The following is a 15,257-nucleotide window of genomic DNA, read 5'->3' as shown; positions in this document are numbered from 1 at the left end:
TCACGCGGTTCAGTCTGCCAGCCGGGCCGGGGCATTGGCCCGAGGGCCGGGGGCAGGGCCGGCCGGGGCGCGGGCCGGCCCCGGCAGCCGGGCTACTCCTCGTGGGCGTACAGCTTGAGCACCGGTACGCCCACCTTGTGCCGGGCGCGGGAGGTCCAGTCGCGGTGGAAGAACTCCTCCACCAGATGCGGCCGGGTCAGCACGATCACCTCGTCGGCGTGGGTCTGCTCCACGACCGAGCGGAGCAGGTCCAGCGGGTGCTCCTCGACGATCTGGCCGACCGCCTCGCTGCCGGCCGCGCGCAGCGCCTCCAGGGAGTGCGTCAGGGCCCGCTCGGCGGGCCGGACGGCGGCGTTCCCCTCGGGCTCCTCGCCCTCCCGCACGGCCTGGTCCAACTCGCCGAGGGCGACGTCGTCGAGCGCCCTGAGCAGCCGATCCTGGTCGCCGTGCGGCTGCATCAGCACGACGAAGGACGTGTCCTCGTCGCCGTGCAGGGTGGTGAGCAGCTCGACATCGGTGGGCACCAGCGGCTTCTCGATCATCAGTACGGTCGTGAACACGGCGGGCGCCCTTCCTTCGCTCGGGCCCGACGGGCCCTACAGAAACCATCCTGCCCCGTGCCCGCACGGGGCCTGCCACAGTCATTCTGCCCAGCGGGCGATTAACCGGAACGGAAAATTCCGCTGATTGTCAGATACGCCGATAACGGGTGAAAAGGAACCCGGACTCCTCCAGCACGGACGCCAGGGCGAAACGCTCCGGCACCTCGACGCCGCGCCCGTCCATGATCCGGGGGGCGGCGCCGACGGTCACCACGGGGGCGAGCGTCAGACACATCTCGTCCAGCGCGCCCACCGCGGCGAACTGGGCCAGCAGGCGCGGCCCGCCCTCGGTGAGCTGGCGGCGCAGGCCCCGCTCGGCGAGCAGCCGGACGACGGTGGCCGGCTCGACGCCGTGCCCCTTCCCCGCGATCACCACTTCCACGCCCGCCGCGCGCGCCGCGGCGACGCGGTCCGCCGGCGCCTCGGCGCCGGTGAGCAGCAGCGTCGGCGTCACGGCCGCGGTGAACAGCGGGTGCGCGAAGTCCAGGTCCAGGCTGGCGCTCACGACGGCCATCGCCGCGGCGGGGGCCTGCCCCCGGGCGGCCCGCAGCTCGGCGAACGCCTCCCGCGCCTTGGCGGGGCCGTAGCCCTCCTGGCGTACCGTTTCGGCGCCCACGACGATCACATCGGCGAGGGCGCGCAGCACGCCGAAGATCCGCATGTCGCCGGAGGAGGACAGCGGCTCGGAGCGGCCGTCGTGGTGGGCGGCCCCGTCGAGCGAGGACACCATGTTGCCGCGCAGCCAGGCGCCATTCGGGGCGGCGGCCGCCCTGGCGAGGGCGGCGCCGCCGAGAGCGGGTGACGTGGTCCACGCCGGCGGGTCCGTCTGGTCCCGCAGCACCCCCTGGGCATCGGGCCCGGCCGCGGCCTCGCGGTCCTGGGGGTAGGCGTACACCTCGGCCAGCTCGTCGAGGGCCCACTCCCGGTCGGCGAACACATCCGGAGCGGCGGAGTCAGCGGTGACAGGAAACAGGCGTCGCATAGCCCGAAGTCTGTCACGCGACGCGCGGGTCCGGGCAGGGCCGAGTGCGTGGGAGCGCCGCCCTCCGGGCGTCGCTCCGAGCTCGCCACGACGTGGCGTCCCCCCTCGCGCGGGGCGCGGCCGATCGCCCCGTGGCCCCGAAGGACACGGGTGAGCAGCCCGCCCGGGGCCGCAAGGCCCCGTACGCGGGGCTCTCGGGTGAGCGACGTGCTCGCGGGGCGAGCCGGGCCGCTGCCCCCACGCGGTGGGCCACCACCGCGTGCGAGGCCTGCTACGCGCGCGGCGCCACTCCGGGCAAGGGGCTCGGTATCCGTCGCAGGCCCCTGCCGGGCAGGGCTGGGCACGGCGCGGCGCCCCTCGGGGCGGAGGCTCACGTGTCCGCCGGTGCGGCAACTCTTGCAGCGGCCCGCACGGCAACCCACGGCCTCGGCCGGGTCGGTTCTCGCCTGTGCGCGCCTGGGGCGCGCGGCCGCGCTTCGGGCAGCGCTCTCGCGCGAGTGCGAGCCCTGAACCATTGGCCACACGCGACCGCCCACCACCGCGCGCGAGGCCCCACGCGCGGACGCCCTGCGGGCAAGCCGTACGCACGCGGCGCGCAGTGCGGGCTCGTATGCCCCCTGCCGACCCAAGCGCGGAGCGCGGCCGATCGCCTCGTGGCCCGAAGGGCACGGGCGGGCTGCCCGCCCGGGACCGCGCCCGCCCGAAGCGCGGCCGCGCTTCGGGGGCAGGCTCTCGGGCGAGCGAAGCGCTCGCGGGGCGAGCCGGGCCGCTGCCCCCACGCGGACGGCCGTCGGGCCAGGTGTACGCACGCGGCGCGCCAGTGCCGGGCGGGCTGCTGGCAGCTGCCCCGAGTCACTCCTGGCCGCTGCGCGGCCGCACCTGCGTGCCGGTTGGCGCGGATTGCGCTCGCATGGGCCCGTCGGCCCGAAGGGCACGGTGAGCAGCCCGCCCGGGGCCGCGGCCGCGCTTCGGGGGCAGGTTCTCGGGCGAGCGAAGCGCTCGCGGGGCGAGCCGGGCCGCTGCCCCCACGCGGACGGCCACCACCGCGTGCGAGGCCCCGCGCGGACGCCCTTCGGGCAAGCCGTACGCACACGGCGCGCAGTGCGCGCTCGTATCCCCCTGCCGACCCAAGCGCGGAGCGTGGCCGATCACCCCGTGGCCCGAAGGGCACTCGTGGGCAGCCCGCTCAGGACCGCAAGGCCCCGTACGCGGGGCACCGCTGCCCTCGTACGCGGCCGCGCTTCGGGGGCAGGGCTCTCGGGTGAGCGACGCGGGGAGGCCGGAAGGCCGCCGGCCCCGCCCGGCCCGAAAACACCGCGCCCCGCTTCGGCCGGCCAACGGCCGGGGCTGCGCGCCGCCGGGGCGTTGCCGAAGCGTCGGCTGCACACGTCTCGGCGCGGCCCTCGGCGGGTCGACGAGCGGGAGCGCCGCCCTGGCAGCGGCGGGGCGTGCGGGGGCGGTGCCCCGCGCCCGGCGCCGGAGCAGAGGTGCGGGCCCCGCCGACTCGGCGGCCCCCGCCCGCCGGGGCGCGGGCCTGGCCACGCACCGTGGGCCCTGTCGACCGTCGCTGCGCACATCGCGGCGCGTCCCTCGACGGGCCGTACGACCGCCATCACCCTGGCAGCGGGTCCCGCGCCCGGCGCGGGGCCCGCGGGTCACAGCCCACCGTCACCGCGCCCGCCACGGCGCGAGGCCGGGCCGCGCCTGCCCACCGCCACCGCGCGAGGCCCGGCCGGGGCGCTGCCGAAGCGTCGGCCGCGCACGCTCCCCCCGGCGGGGCGCTCCCGGGGGCTCGCGGGGCCCAGGCCCCGTGGGAGGGGGATACGCTGGACAGCTGTGTCCTCGTACTCCGCTTCCGGTGCTCAGCCCGCCCCCCTCGCAGGGGACCCCGTAGGGGCCCCGATATCGCTCTGCGCGCGCGAGCCGCACGTTCCCGCCGACCGGCTGGTCGCCGAGATGGTGCCGCCGCCCCGCTTCGACTCGGTGCGGTTCTCCACCTATGAGCCGGACCCGGCGCAGCCGAGCCAGACCGAGGCCGTGCGCGTGCTGAGCGCCTTCGCGGCGGGGCTCGACGGCGGGGCGGGCGCGGGCGGCGGGCGGCGGCGCTGGTTCGCGCGGAAGCCGCAGGCCCCGGCCGGGCCGCGCGGCGTCTACCTGGACGGCGGCTACGGCGTCGGCAAGACCCATCTGCTCGCGTCGCTGTGGCACGCCACCCCCGCCGCCCCCGAGCTCAAGGCGTTCGGCACCTTCGTGGAGCTGACGAACCTCGTCGGCGCCCTGGGCTTCCAGCAGACCGTGCGGACCCTCAGCGGGCACCGGCTGCTGTGCATCGACGAGTTCGAGCTGGACGACCCGGGCGACACCGTGCTGGTCTCGACGCTGCTGGGCAAGCTCGTGGAGGCGGGCGTCGCGCTGGCCGCGACCTCGAACACCCTGCCCGGCAAGCTGGGCGAGGGCCGCTTCGCCGCGGCGGACTTCCTGCGGGAGATCCAGGGGCTGTCCGCGCACTTCCGCCCGCTGCGGATCGACGGCCAGGACTACCGTCACCGCGGCCTGCCGGAGGCCCCGGCGCCGTTCACCGACGCCGAGGTGACGGGCGCCGCGCGGCGCACCGAGGGCGCGTCCTTGGACGGTTTCCCCGCGCTGCTCGCGCACCTGTCGAAGGTGCATCCGAGCCGGTACGGGGCCCTGTGCGACGGCGTGCGGGCGGTCTGCCTGACCGATGTGGTGCCGGTGGAGGACCAGTCGACGGCGCTGCGGCTGGTGGTGCTCGCCGACCGGCTCTACGACCGCGAGGTGCCGGTGCTGGCCTCCGGCGTGCGGTTCGACGAGATCTTCAGCGAGGAGATGCTCAAGGGCGGCTACCGCAAGAAGTACTTCCGGGCCATCTCGCGGCTCACCGCGCTGGCCCGGGACGCGAAGCCGCTGGTCGCGGGCGCGGCGTAGGGCATAGGGCGTACGGCGGCGGGCGGGCGCCGGCCGGCTCCCGGGGGCGGACGCGGGGGCACCCCGGGCCGCCGCCCACAACGCCCCGCCACAACCCCGCGACACCCCGCGCGCCCCCGGCGCGGGACGCGCCCCCCGCACGGGACGCGCGCCCGCGCGCCGGGGCGACCCGCGCCGATACCCTCCCGATGTGATCACCCTCTTGTCGGCGCGGCGCGCCGCCGCCCGCCGGTTCGGCGCCCTCTGTCTGCTGCTGGCCCTCGGCCCGGCCGTCGCCGCCTGTCAGGGCGACGGCGGCGGCAACGGCGGGAAGCCGGGCGCGGGCGCGTCCCCCGCGCCGTCCGCCTCCCCCGGCCGGTCGGCCGCCGCGTCGCCCTCGGCGGCCCCGGCGACCCCGGGCGGCGAGGCGGTCCCCACGCTGCCGCCCGGCCCCGGCGGCGCGATGCCGGTCTTCGAACACGGGCCCCGGGACGTCGGCAAGGTCGTGGCCCTGACCTTCGACGCCGACATGACCTCCGACCAGGGGGCGCGTGCCGCGAGCGGGGAGCGGTTCGACAACCCCGAGCTGATCGCCACGCTGCGGCGGCTGAAGGTGCCGGCCACGATCTTCATGACGGGCCGCTGGGCGGAGCAGTACGGGGCCCAGGCCCGCTCCCTCGGCCTCGACCCCCTGTTCGAGGTCGCCAACCACTCGTACAGCCACCACGCCTTCACCACGCCCTGCCACGGGCTGCCCGCCCTGGCCCCCGAGTCGGCGCGGGCGGACGTGGAGCGCGCGTTCAGCGCCCTGCGCAGCTCCGGGGTGCCGGAGCCGGTGCCGTACTTCCGCTTCCCCGGCGGCTGCCACGACGACCGCACGCTGCGCGCCCTCGGCCCCACGGGGGCGACGGCGGTGCAGTGGGACGTGGTCGGCGGGGACGCCTTCGCCACCTCCGCCGACCGGGTGACGCGGCAGGTGCTCTCCCAGGTGCGGCCCGGCTCCGTGGTGGTGCTGCACTGCACCCGCAGCGCGGCCCCGGTCACGGAGGAGGCCGTCCGCCGGATCGTGCCCGAGCTGCGGGCCCGCGGCTACCGCTTCGCCAAGGTGTCCGAGCTCATCGGCGCCCGGCCGAACTGAGCCCCTCGGACGCCCCGGGCCGCCCCGGGCCCCTCGGGCCCCGCCCCGGGCCGGCTGGCAGACTGAACCGCGTGACCAGCACCGACAGCACCGACAGCACGGGCAGCATCAACAGCACGGACACCCCGGCCGCGTACGAACCCGAGGAGCGCGACAGCGCCCCGCAGTTCGTCCTGCCCCTCGTGGTCCGGATCGAGAAGAGCGACCCCCCGGCGCGCACGGACGCCCTGGAGACGGCGGCGCGCGCGGTGCTGACGCTGCTGGCCGACGAGCGGTCGGCGCCCGGCGGCGCGTGGTACGAGGCGGTGCGGGACTGGCAGGACGCCCGCATCCGCAAGGTCGTGCGGCGGGCGCGCGGCGCGGAGTGGCGCCGGGCCGGCACCCTCCCGTGCATCACGGTCACCGGCCGCGCCGCGGAGGTCCGGGTGCACCCGCCGGTGCCGCTGGACGGCTGGCCCAAGGAACTGGTGAAGCTCCAGGTGTCGGGCACCAACCTGGACGACCCCGAGCCGCCGGCCCCGGTGGACCCGGCACAGGGCCCGGTGCTGTGGCTCAACCCCGGCGTGGAGATGTCCGCGGGCAAGGCGATGGCCCAGGCCGGCCATGGCGCGCATCTCGCCTGGTGGGCGCTGTCGGACGCACAGCGGTCGACCTGGCGGGAGTCCGGCTTCGCGCTGTCGGTGCGCACGGCCGACCCGGAGCGCTGGGCTCGGCTGGTCACGAGCGGGCTGCCGGTGGTGCGGGACGCGGGATTCACGGAGATCGCCCCCGGGCCGACTGTCGCAGTCGAAGGTATCGACCGCATCGGCTCCCTCCCGCCCCTACGACGCCCGTAGGCGGGCGTCTCCCGACCGCAACGTATGTCCTGAGCTGCCCAGCCGAGGAGCCCTACGTGCACAAACATCCTGTGGAGGGATGGCCGCACGAGGAGATCTCACTACAGTCGGCGCGGTTCGACCCGTAGGAGCAGTTGCCTGGGGTGCAGGGTGATGCCGATCCGGGTGGTGGTGTCGGTGCCGGTGACGGGCCGCAGGCGCCACCGCGCGGCCACTGTGGCCAGGATGACGGCGAGTTCGACCAGGGCGAAGTGATCCCCGGGGCACTGTCGGTTGCCGGTGCCGAACGGCATCATCGCCAGCTTGGGCACGCCGGCGGCTCGTTGGGGTGTCCATCGGTCGGGGTCGAAGGTCAGGGGGTGGTCGAAGGAGCGGGGGTCGCGTTGCGTGGCGTAGGGGCTGTAGGCGATGTCGGTGCATGGCGGGATGCGGTAGGTGCCCAGGGTGGTGGCGGCCGCCGTCCGGCGGGTGAAGATCCAGGCGGCCGGGCGCAGGCGCATGGCCTCGGTGATGACGTTGCGGGTGTGCGGCAGCTGCCCGAGGTCGGCGAAGGTGACAGGGCGGCCCGCTGTCACGGAGGCGATCTCGTCCACCAGGCGGCGTTCCTGCTCCGGGTGCTCGGTCAGCAGGTGCAGGGTCCAGGCGAGGGTGGAGGCGACGTTTTCCGCGCCGGCCACGACGAGGGAGACGATGTGGTCGTGGATTTCGCGGTCGTCGAGCGGCCGGCCGTTTTCGTCGGTGGCGCTGAGCAGGACGTCGAGCAGGTCTCCCCGTGGCTGTGGGGAGGAGCGGCGTTCGGCGACGATCTCGTCGACGAGTTGGTGGAGCGCGGCGAGTGCGCGGTCGAAGCGGCGGTTGGCGGGTGTGGGCAGGCGGTACAGGGCTCCTACCGAGAGAATCATGCGCCGGTACAGACCCTCGAACACCGTGTGCAGGGCCTGGCCGATCCGGTCGGCCTTCCGCCCGAGGGAGTCGACCTGGAGCAGGGAGCGCGCCACGATGCGTACCGCCGTGTCGAACATCTCGGTGCTGGTGTCGATGACGGTGCCGGGTCGCCAACGCGCGGTGGTGGCCTGCGCCTCCTGCTCCATCACCTTGGCGTATCGCTCGACGCGCTCGGGGGTGAAGGCGGGTTGGATCATGCGGCGTTGGCGGCGGTGCAGCGGCCCGTTGCTGGTGGCGACGCCTTTGCCGAGCAGGACTTCCAGGGTGTCCCACAGGGGGCCGCCCACGACGCAGTCGGGGTTCTTCAGCAGGGCCCCGATCAGTTCGGGGGTGGTGGCGACGTAGACGGACGCCGTCCCCAGCTTGATCCGTACGAGGTCTCCGTGGTCGCGTAGCGTCGTCAGGAACGCCAGAGGGTCGCGCATCAGCTTCCAGGCGTGCCCGAGGACGGGTAGGGCGCCGGGGGCCGGCGGCGGCAGTCGGGAGCGCTGTACCGGTGCGGCGGATGCGCGGTTCGCTTCGATCGTCATGGGAGACCTCCGAGGTCGTCGACATAGGGAGGCGTGGACTGGTCGTCCCAGGTCTCCGTCCGGTACCGCCCGGACTCCTGGTGGAACCAGTACACCGAGCTGAACCAGTTGCGCATGTTGAACAGGCACGATCCGACCGCGGCGGCGTGCCGGACGCCGTGCTCGCCGGACACGGCAGCGCGGTCGGCCAGCGCCAGCACGGCCGGTTCCGTCGCCAGAAACGTTTCCACACACTCGCCGACACGGCGGTGCACCTCGGCCACCGCCTCCTGGAGCGACATCGACTCATGGCGGATGAGGCTGATGCCGAGGTTGTGCAGTTCGCCACCCGCGATTTCCTTGGGCAGCGAGCACAGGTCGTTGTACCAGGCGGCGAAGTCCTGCGTGGCCAGCGCCGCGCGCCGGAAGGCGCTGTCGCCGCGCAGGGATTCGGGCAGCTCGCAGCCGGCGGTGGGTTCGAGCAGGTCGATCCACAGTTCGTGCGCGAAGGTCAGCCGCCGGAGCTCGATGTACTCCGCCACGGTTGGCACGGTGTCATGCATACGGTTGTCGAATTCCCGGTCGTAGGCGTCGATCACCGGGTGGAAGTGGTCGGTGAAGCGGGAGGACCAGGTGGCGGGGAGATATGGCCGCATGCGGATCAGGCAGTCCGCCAGTGCGGAGACGAGCGGGTCCGCATGACCGCGATGGCCTTGCGGGTCCTCCAGGACGTCGTGGAGACTCCCGCACAACCGACGCCACTTCTCGGACCTGCCGTGCACGACGTCACGGTCGTGACGGTCGTCCCAGGCGAAGAACCAGGCGCTGAAGTCGGCGATCGCCGCCAGCAACTCGTCCGAGGCGCCCAGGTAGTAGCCGGCCACCAGATCGGTGTAGCGCAGGTCGTCGGCGAAGCGCCCGGCCGTGGATGGCGACATCAGCCGCTGGTCCTGCAGCCATGTCCGCGTTCGGGACTGCAGCTTGGGCCAGTACGGATGGAGCCGGCGGGTGAAACCGGTCTCGATCCGGGGCAGCGCGAGAACGGCTGGACCGGTCGGCCGGGGTACGTCCCTCGCACCACCGGCGAGCCGGCGTGCCACCGGCTGATGGGCCTGGCCCGCCGGTGCGGTGCTTCGCGCATCCTGGTTCCGGCGCTTTCCCCCGCCCGCGTTCCTGCGCGTAGGCGTCCGCATGGGCCTCCCCTCGCTGGTTCCCCACGGTGGCTGTCCACCGATCCGACCGCTGGGTCCAGGGCCCTGGCCGGCTCGGATCGACCCGGGCCCCGATCGCGTCAGGCGTCCACCCGTCCCAGGAACCAGTTGCCCGGCGCGTTGACGTCGTCGCTGAGGAGGTACTCGCGGATGTCGTCGCTGAACTCCTGTCGGGAGATGTACCCGTCGCCGTCGCGGTCCAGGTGCCTGAACGCCTCGACGATCTCCTCCTGCGCCAGGGACGGGAAGGTCGCCCGGTAGAGGGCGAGGAACTCCGACTGCGAGAGCCGCCCGTCCCGGTCGGCATCACCGGCTTCGACGAACGCGTCCACAGCCACGCCGAGCGAGTCGGCGTACCCCTCAGGGTCGTCCGACAGACCCGTGACGGCAGCGACGTATTCGTCCCGGCTGATCCGCCCGTCGCCGTCCGTGTCCATGGGGGCCAGCAGCACCTCCCACAGTCGCATGTAGGCGTCGTGCACACGCCGCGCGTCCGCGGAATCGGAATCGAAACCGGACGCATCGGCCGCCGCACGGGCCAGCGCCGCGCAGTCGTCCCGGCTGAGATGACCGTCGCTGTTGCGGTCGAGCAGCTCGAAGCAGCGGGCGATCTTCCGCTCCACAAAGGTCTGGCCCATGTCGCGCCTTCCGCAGGGGTGGATTCCGCAAGGGACACTGCCCTCGCAGAGCGCTGAAGGCACCGAAAGTGGCAGTCGCTACATTCCGAACATCCGGACGCGTGATCCATCGTTTCGGTGAATCGTTTCGCCGATAACGGGAGTCCAGGAGTGCGCGACACCCCGTAGCTCTTGCCAGCATGACCGTTGTCGACATCAGGGACGTCGAGCAGGAAATGCGGGCCTTCCTTTGACGCCAGCGACCACAGGTCGCGCTGCGAGCGGACAGATACTCCACCGGGCTCGGCGGAACAAGAGCGCGGGTACAAGTGGCCCGGTCGCTCTGCAGCCGGCCGGCACACGCTGCCGATGCAGCCGGTCCCGACCCTCGAATGACCACACCTGCGGCCCCTGAAAAGCCCGCCGACGACAGCAGGTCGACCGTGACCTCCAGCGCTCCGGATCGTTAATCACTTTTGAACAACATCAAGCGAGGGCTTACCGCGTATCGAACATGATCCGGATACTCGCGACGGGGGGCTGGAGTGCGTGATGGGTTGATTCTTGATTTCGCAGGCGTGCTGACGAACAGCACTGAAGAGTGCTTCCTTGGCTTTTGTCAGCGCGAAAGCCTGCCGCACGAGGCCTTGTTGGACGTGCTCGCGAACAACGTGTCGGTGCGTCGGCTCCGAGTGGGCCTGGAGACCGGGAGGATCGGCCAGCGCCGCTTCGAGGACGGGCTCGCCCGCGGGCTCGGCGTCGCGGCCGAAGGCCTGATGTCCCGCATCCTCGAGGATCTGCGTCCCAACGCGACGATGCTCGAGATCGTCCGCCGTGCCAGGGACTCCGGATTGCGGACCGCCTGCCTGAGCAACAGCTGGGGTCGGGCCCCCTACGACCCCTACGCCGCCTGGCCGCTGGAAGAGTGCTTCGATGAGGTCGTCTTCTCGCACGAGACCGGGCTGCGCAAACCCGACCCCGAGTCCTACAGACTCGCCTGCCGTCGGATCGACCTACCGCCGGCCAGATGTGTCCTGGTCGACGACACCCGCGCGAACCTGCCCGGCGCAGCCGACATCGGACTGGCCACCGTGCTGTTCCAGAACTCCGCACAGGCCGTCTTGGAGTTACGTTCCCTGCTCGGGCCCTTGGCGCCCTTGTCACCGCTGCAGCCGGCAGCCGGCGGTGTCCGGCAGTGACACCTCCCCACGGCAAGACCTCGGACAGCCTCGCGCTGCGCCTGGTGTACCGGCCGCTGGCCGCCCCGGTGGCCCGGGCCCTGATCCGGCTGGACGTGCGGCCGGCAGCCATCACCTGGGCCGCCTTCGCCGTCACCGTCTGCGGAGCGCTTCTGGCCGCCGGCGGATGGGCGTTGGCCGGAGCGGCCGTGCTGACGACCGGGTTCGTCCTGGACGCCTGCGACGGAGCCGTGGCCCGCGCCACCGGGACGGTGTCGCAACGAGGGGCGATGCTCGACACCGTCCTCGACAGGTACGCCGACCTCGGCGTCATCGTCGCCCTGGTCCTGGCCGCCGGGGTGACGCCCGCCCACTGGGCCTGGGGGGCGGCCGCGGCCAGCGGAGGGCTGCTGGTCTCCTACGCCAACGCGCTGCGGCCGAACGCTTCGGCGACCCTGGTCCGCCGCGGCGAACGTGCCCTGCTGTGCACCGTGGCCATGCTGGCCGCCAGGCCCATGTGGGCCCTGGTCATCCTCGCGATCGCCTGCCACCTGGACGCCGCGCGGGCCTTCACCGTCCTGACGCGGTCCGCCCCCGGGCCCGTCACAGAAAAGGAGCCGTCATGAGAGTGGTTATTCCGGCCGCGGGCCTGGGCAGCAGACTGCGCCCCTACACGGATGACCGGCCCAAGTCGCTGGTACCCGTCGCGGGAGTGCCGCTGCTCTGGCACCTGCTCGGCACACTGCACGCCCTCGGCGTGGAGGAGGCGATCGTGATCTGCGGGTACCGCGGCGCACGACTCCGTCGTGAGCTGGCCGACTGCCCCCGCAGCCCGCGACTGGTCTTCGTCGACAACCCCGACTTCGAACGCAACGGCAGCTTGCTGTCACTGGCGGCCAGCCGCCCCTACTGGACGGACGGCTTCACCCACATCGACGGCGACCTGCTGGTACGCCCGGAGCTGCTGCGGCAAATGGTGCATGCCACAGCCAACGTCATCGCGGTGGATCGCACCAGAGAACACGCGGCCATCGACTGGAAGACCGAGGTCCGACACGACCGGATCGTCACCGTCAGCCGAGATCTGCCGCCGGCACGAACCTCCGGCGAAATCCTCGGATTCAGCCACTGGACACCCGAGGGCGCCCGCGCCCTGGCCGACGCGGTGGACGACATGGTCACCGCCGGACAGGCGCAGACCGAACACCACGTCTTCGCGATGCTGCACGCCGCCCGCAAAGTCCCGGTCACGCCGCTGTACACCGGTGGCGGCCAGTGGTTCGAGCTCGACAACGCCTGCGACCTTCCCGCCGCGGAGGCCTTCGTAACCGCTGGCTAGTCCGGCACGGAAGCGACAAAAGGAGCCCATCATGACCGTCATCGATCCACTCCTGCGCGGACACGCCCACAACGCCTACGAATACCAGGAGAACGGCACCCTCACCGCGCTGGAGCACGGCCTCGGCAGCATCGAGGGCGACGTCTGGCTGCACACCGACGGCCGGCTCGTCGTCGACCACTTCCTCAACGACGACATCCCCGCCGCCGGGACGCTGCGCAGCCTCTACCTCGATCCGCTGCGGGAGTGGGCCGAGCGCCACAGCGGCAGGATCTACCCGGGTGTGGACACCCCTCTCCAGCTCCTGATCGACCTCAAGACCTGCCCGGAGGAGCACGTACTGACCGACTGCCCCTACTCCACGGACCGCAACGCCGTGTGGCGGGCGGTCGAAGCCGAGCTCACGCCGTTCCACGATCTGCTCAGCCGTTACGAGGGCGGGCGTGTCGTCGAGGGGCCGGTCACGGTGGTGCTCACCGGAGACGTCCCCTTCACTGGTCTCCGCGACGCCGACCTGCGCTACTGCTTCGCCAACCTCACCGAGCCCAACCCCAGCGTCCCCCTGGACCTCTGCCCCCTCGTCAACGTGCGCTTCGACGTCGGATGGGGAAGCAACAAGCGGCTGCGGTCGGCCGATGAGCTCGCCGACCTCGTACGACGCACCCATGCCGAGGGCCGCCGCTTGCGCCTGTGGTGGAACAAGCCCTTCGGTGAGGACCCCACACCCGAGGAGCTCCACGCGATGTGGGAGACCCTCTGGACAGCCGGGGTGGACCACATCAGCGGTGACGACATCAACGAGCTCGCCGCCTATCTGACCGCCAAACGTGCCGCTGTCGGGTAGTACCCGCCCACCCGACTGGACGCCCAACCCCCGTGTCCGTGTGCCCTGTTGTCGCTCGGCACAGCCGTCCGGCACGTCACTCATAAGACGGGATTGCCGGGTGCGTGGGTGCTGTCACCGACTGCCGGGCGGCAGGGTTGCGGGTGAAGCGACGGGTTGCTGGCCGGTCGGACTGCTGTCGATCAAGGGGAGGGACGATGGCGTTCGTTACCGCGCACGGTTCCGTCAGGGTCGATGCCACCATCGCATCTGTAGACCCCGCGACTCCCCACAGGCACGCAACAACTGCCTCGGCTTGATCGGCGGAGGCGGTATGGGTCTTTCCGACATTGCCGCACACTGCGGCAGGGCAGGAGAAAGCATGTTCCTGGGAGCACTTCGCTGCGGCACGACGGCGGCCGCCCTGCTGGCCGTCGGCCTGGCGGGCGTTACGCCCGCCCAGGCAGCGGCCGGTGACGGATCGGCGTACGGGCTGAAGGCGGAGCCCGTCATCTCGCAGGCCGCAGCGTCCTCCACCGCTGGTCCCACCAGTAACTCGGTGATGAATCTCGATGCGCCCGGCATCGTCTCGGCCGGAGTCGTGGAGAGCAGCGCGCTCCATGACCCGATCACCGGCCAGGTGACGAGCAACGCTCAAGCGTCCGACGTCCGGATCGCTGACGGACTGTTCGGCCCGCCGGGTACGTCCGCCGTGGGCATCGAAGCCGCGCGAGCGGAGTGCACCTCCACGCAGGAGGGCACGAGCGGCACGACAACCCTCAGCGGCCTGCAAATCCCTGGAAACCCGTCCATCCCCGCCGACGCCGTGAACTACAGCTTCGACGTCGGCTCCGGCCGGATGACGGTCAACGAACAGATCCACAACCCCGACGGGGGCATGACCTTCAACGCGGCCCGCCTGCATCTACCCGCCAGTGGCGGACGCCCAGAACTCGACATCGTGATCGCCTCAGCGACCTGCGGCCCGGCCACACCCCCAACTTCCTGAGCGAATGCGCCTGTTCTCGATGTCGGCACGCGTTGCCGATGCAGCCCGGTGGCAAACGGTTCGCTCCGCACGCCGGCGCCTTTCCGGAATGGCGTGATCCAGAAGGGCCTTGACCCGGTGGTTCCGTTACCGCTTGCATGACCCCACCCGCCCCGTGGGACCCGTCCGGCACCATCCCGGCACACGCGTCGGGCAGACCCCACCTGCCCACGCGCCCCGGGAGTTGGTACGGACCGCACGGAGAACATCCGCCACGGTGAACGCGGTGAGCACAGTGAGCACAGCGAGCGCGCTGAACACCACGTGTCTCCCATCCGTACCAGTACTGCGGGGACCCGCGCCCCGCGCACCGGTTCGGGTGCGCCGCCACGGCAGGAGGCACCTTGCGACGCATCAGAGGCATCCGACACATCAAGGGAACCGGGCTGATACTCGTGGCCTTGGCCGCCACGCTCGCCGCCCTGCTCTTCCCGCTCTGGTCCTACGAGGACCGCTCGGGCACCGGACTGGCCAACCTGGAGTCCGGCACCGTGCCCACCGAGTGGGGGCCGCTCTCGGCCACGGACCGCGACTTCCTGGTGAAGGTGCGGCTCGCGGGGCTGTGGGAGCTGCCCGCGGGCCAGCAGGCCATCGAGCGCTCGCCGACCAAGGCCATCCGGGACACCGGCGACCACCTCGTCGTGGGCCACGCCGACCTGGACGCGCGGGTGCGCGACACAGCCGCCAAGCTCGGCGTCGAGCTGCCCAATCAGCCGAACGCCCAGCAGCAGGGCTGGCTGGACGAGCTGACCGCCGCTCAGGGCATGACCTACCAGCGGAAGTTCGTGCAGTTGCTGCGGGCCGCGCACGGCAAGGTCTTCGGGCTGGTGGCGCAGGTGCGCCACACCACCCGCAACACCCTGGTGCGCCAGCTCGCCACCGACGCCAACCAGACCGTGCTCGACCACATCACCATGCTGGAGAAGACCGGCCTCGTCGACTTCGACGCCATCGCCGCCGAGGCCGCGGGCGCCGCCACGGCCAGCCCCACCGGCCCGCCGCCGCCCTCGCGCCGCGTGCCGCCCGCCCCCGTACCGGTGACGCCGGCCGCGCCCGGGCAGCTGACCTCGCGGCCCTCCCCCGCGCCCACCGACCAGGAGCCGG

The 15,257-nt window shown here is 72.7% G+C and carries 14 protein-coding genes; 9 read left to right on the top strand and 5 right to left on the bottom strand.

Features of this window, described 5'->3' with window-relative positions; all coding sequences use genetic code 11:
- Positions 1-92: 92 nt before the first annotated feature.
- Together ACSNOD_RS18255 and ACSNOD_RS18250 are read right to left on the bottom strand one after the other, a co-directional pair.
- On the bottom strand, positions 93-560 hold the full coding sequence (locus ACSNOD_RS18255; RefSeq protein WP_436768025.1) for an indole-3-glycerol phosphate synthase: 468 nt from the start codon (positions 558-560) through the stop codon (positions 93-95).
- Between the two features lie 130 nt (positions 561-690).
- Entirely contained in the window at positions 691-1,584 is an 894-nt protein-coding gene (locus tag ACSNOD_RS18250; protein WP_436768024.1) for a dihydrofolate reductase family protein, read from the bottom strand.
- Between the two features lie 1,836 nt (positions 1,585-3,420).
- Between ACSNOD_RS18250 and zapE the strand changes: the two genes are divergently transcribed.
- From zapE to ACSNOD_RS18235, 3 genes are all read left to right on the top strand, one after another.
- Positions 3,421-4,530 (top strand): cell division protein ZapE, encoded by a 1,110-nt coding sequence (gene zapE, locus ACSNOD_RS18245; protein WP_436768023.1) that lies wholly within the window; start codon positions 3,421-3,423, stop codon positions 4,528-4,530.
- Between the two features lie 190 nt (positions 4,531-4,720).
- The gene (locus ACSNOD_RS18240) at positions 4,721-5,647 is read left to right on the top strand and encodes a polysaccharide deacetylase family protein (protein ID WP_436768022.1); all 927 of its coding nucleotides are present in this window, start codon (positions 4,721-4,723) and stop codon (positions 5,645-5,647) included.
- A gap of 107 nt (positions 5,648-5,754) precedes the next feature.
- Positions 5,755-6,483: a peptidyl-tRNA hydrolase gene (locus ACSNOD_RS18235; RefSeq protein WP_436768027.1), complete on the top strand. Its 729-nt coding sequence runs from the start codon at positions 5,755-5,757 to the stop codon at positions 6,481-6,483.
- A gap of 101 nt (positions 6,484-6,584) precedes the next feature.
- On the opposite strand, the gene ACSNOD_RS18230 is transcribed toward ACSNOD_RS18235, so the two are convergent.
- The 3 genes from ACSNOD_RS18230 to ACSNOD_RS18220 form a co-directional block, all read right to left on the bottom strand.
- A complete protein-coding gene (locus ACSNOD_RS18230; protein ID WP_436768021.1) occupies positions 6,585-7,958 on the bottom strand; it encodes a bifunctional albaflavenone monooxygenase/terpene synthase in 1,374 nt (457 codons plus the stop codon).
- Entirely contained in the window at positions 7,955-8,875 is a 921-nt protein-coding gene (locus ACSNOD_RS18225) for a terpene synthase family protein (RefSeq protein WP_436768020.1), read from the bottom strand. The genes ACSNOD_RS18230 and ACSNOD_RS18225 overlap by 4 nt, the downstream gene beginning before the upstream one ends.
- Before the next feature lie 353 nt (positions 8,876-9,228).
- Positions 9,229-9,786 (bottom strand): EF-hand domain-containing protein, encoded by a 558-nt coding sequence (locus tag ACSNOD_RS18220; protein WP_436768019.1) that lies wholly within the window; start codon positions 9,784-9,786, stop codon positions 9,229-9,231.
- A 524-nt stretch (positions 9,787-10,310) separates the two neighbouring features.
- Between ACSNOD_RS18220 and ACSNOD_RS18215 the strand changes: the two genes are divergently transcribed.
- From ACSNOD_RS18215 to ACSNOD_RS18190, 6 genes are all read left to right on the top strand, one after another.
- Positions 10,311-10,964 (top strand): HAD family hydrolase, encoded by a 654-nt coding sequence (locus ACSNOD_RS18215; protein WP_436768018.1) that lies wholly within the window; start codon positions 10,311-10,313, stop codon positions 10,962-10,964.
- Positions 10,961-11,569, top strand: a complete 609-nt coding sequence (locus ACSNOD_RS18210; protein ID WP_436768017.1) for a CDP-alcohol phosphatidyltransferase family protein — start codon at positions 10,961-10,963, stop codon at positions 11,567-11,569. The genes ACSNOD_RS18215 and ACSNOD_RS18210 overlap by 4 nt, the downstream gene beginning before the upstream one ends.
- A 2-nt stretch (positions 11,570-11,571) precedes the next feature.
- Positions 11,572-12,282, top strand: a complete 711-nt coding sequence (locus tag ACSNOD_RS18205) for an NTP transferase domain-containing protein (protein WP_436768016.1) — start codon at positions 11,572-11,574, stop codon at positions 12,280-12,282.
- A gap of 31 nt (positions 12,283-12,313) precedes the next feature.
- Positions 12,314-13,126 carry a hypothetical protein gene (locus ACSNOD_RS18200; RefSeq protein WP_436768015.1) on the top strand — a complete coding sequence of 271 codons (813 nt, stop codon included), beginning with the start codon at positions 12,314-12,316 and terminating at the stop codon, positions 13,124-13,126.
- Positions 13,127-13,487: 361 nt separating this feature from the next.
- Positions 13,488-14,114, top strand: a complete 627-nt coding sequence (locus ACSNOD_RS18195) for a choice-of-anchor P family protein (RefSeq protein ID WP_436768014.1) — start codon at positions 13,488-13,490, stop codon at positions 14,112-14,114.
- A 401-nt stretch (positions 14,115-14,515) separates the two neighbouring features.
- A partial coding sequence (locus ACSNOD_RS18190) for a DUF4142 domain-containing protein (RefSeq protein WP_436768026.1) occupies positions 14,516-15,257 on the top strand: 742 nt, incomplete at its 3' end.

It is taken from the genome of Streptomyces sp. URMC 123 (assembly GCF_051386515.1).
GTDB lineage: Bacteria > Actinomycetota > Actinomycetes > Streptomycetales > Streptomycetaceae > Streptomyces.
Note: the sequence above shows the minus strand (reverse complement) of the source record. Positions and strands in the feature narration are given on the sequence as shown.

What these genes read in the sequence shown, in the direction of transcription:
- ACSNOD_RS18200 (WP_436768015.1), top strand. Translation starts at nt 12,314, where the DNA reads ATGACCGTCATCGATCCACTCCTGCGCGGACACGCCCACAACGCCTAC.
- ACSNOD_RS18230 (WP_436768021.1), bottom strand. Translation starts at nt 7,958, where the DNA reads ATGACGATCGAAGCGAACCGCGCATCCGCCGCACCGGTACAGCGCTCC.
- ACSNOD_RS18220 (WP_436768019.1), bottom strand. Translation starts at nt 9,786, where the DNA reads ATGGGCCAGACCTTTGTGGAGCGGAAGATCGCCCGCTGCTTCGAGCTG.
- ACSNOD_RS18250 (WP_436768024.1), bottom strand. Translation starts at nt 1,584, where the DNA reads ATGCGACGCCTGTTTCCTGTCACCGCTGACTCCGCCGCTCCGGATGTG.
- ACSNOD_RS18195 (WP_436768014.1), top strand. Translation starts at nt 13,488, where the DNA reads ATGTTCCTGGGAGCACTTCGCTGCGGCACGACGGCGGCCGCCCTGCTG.
- ACSNOD_RS18225 (WP_436768020.1), bottom strand. Translation starts at nt 8,875, where the DNA reads ATGTCGCCATCCACGGCCGGGCGCTTCGCCGACGACCTGCGCTACACC.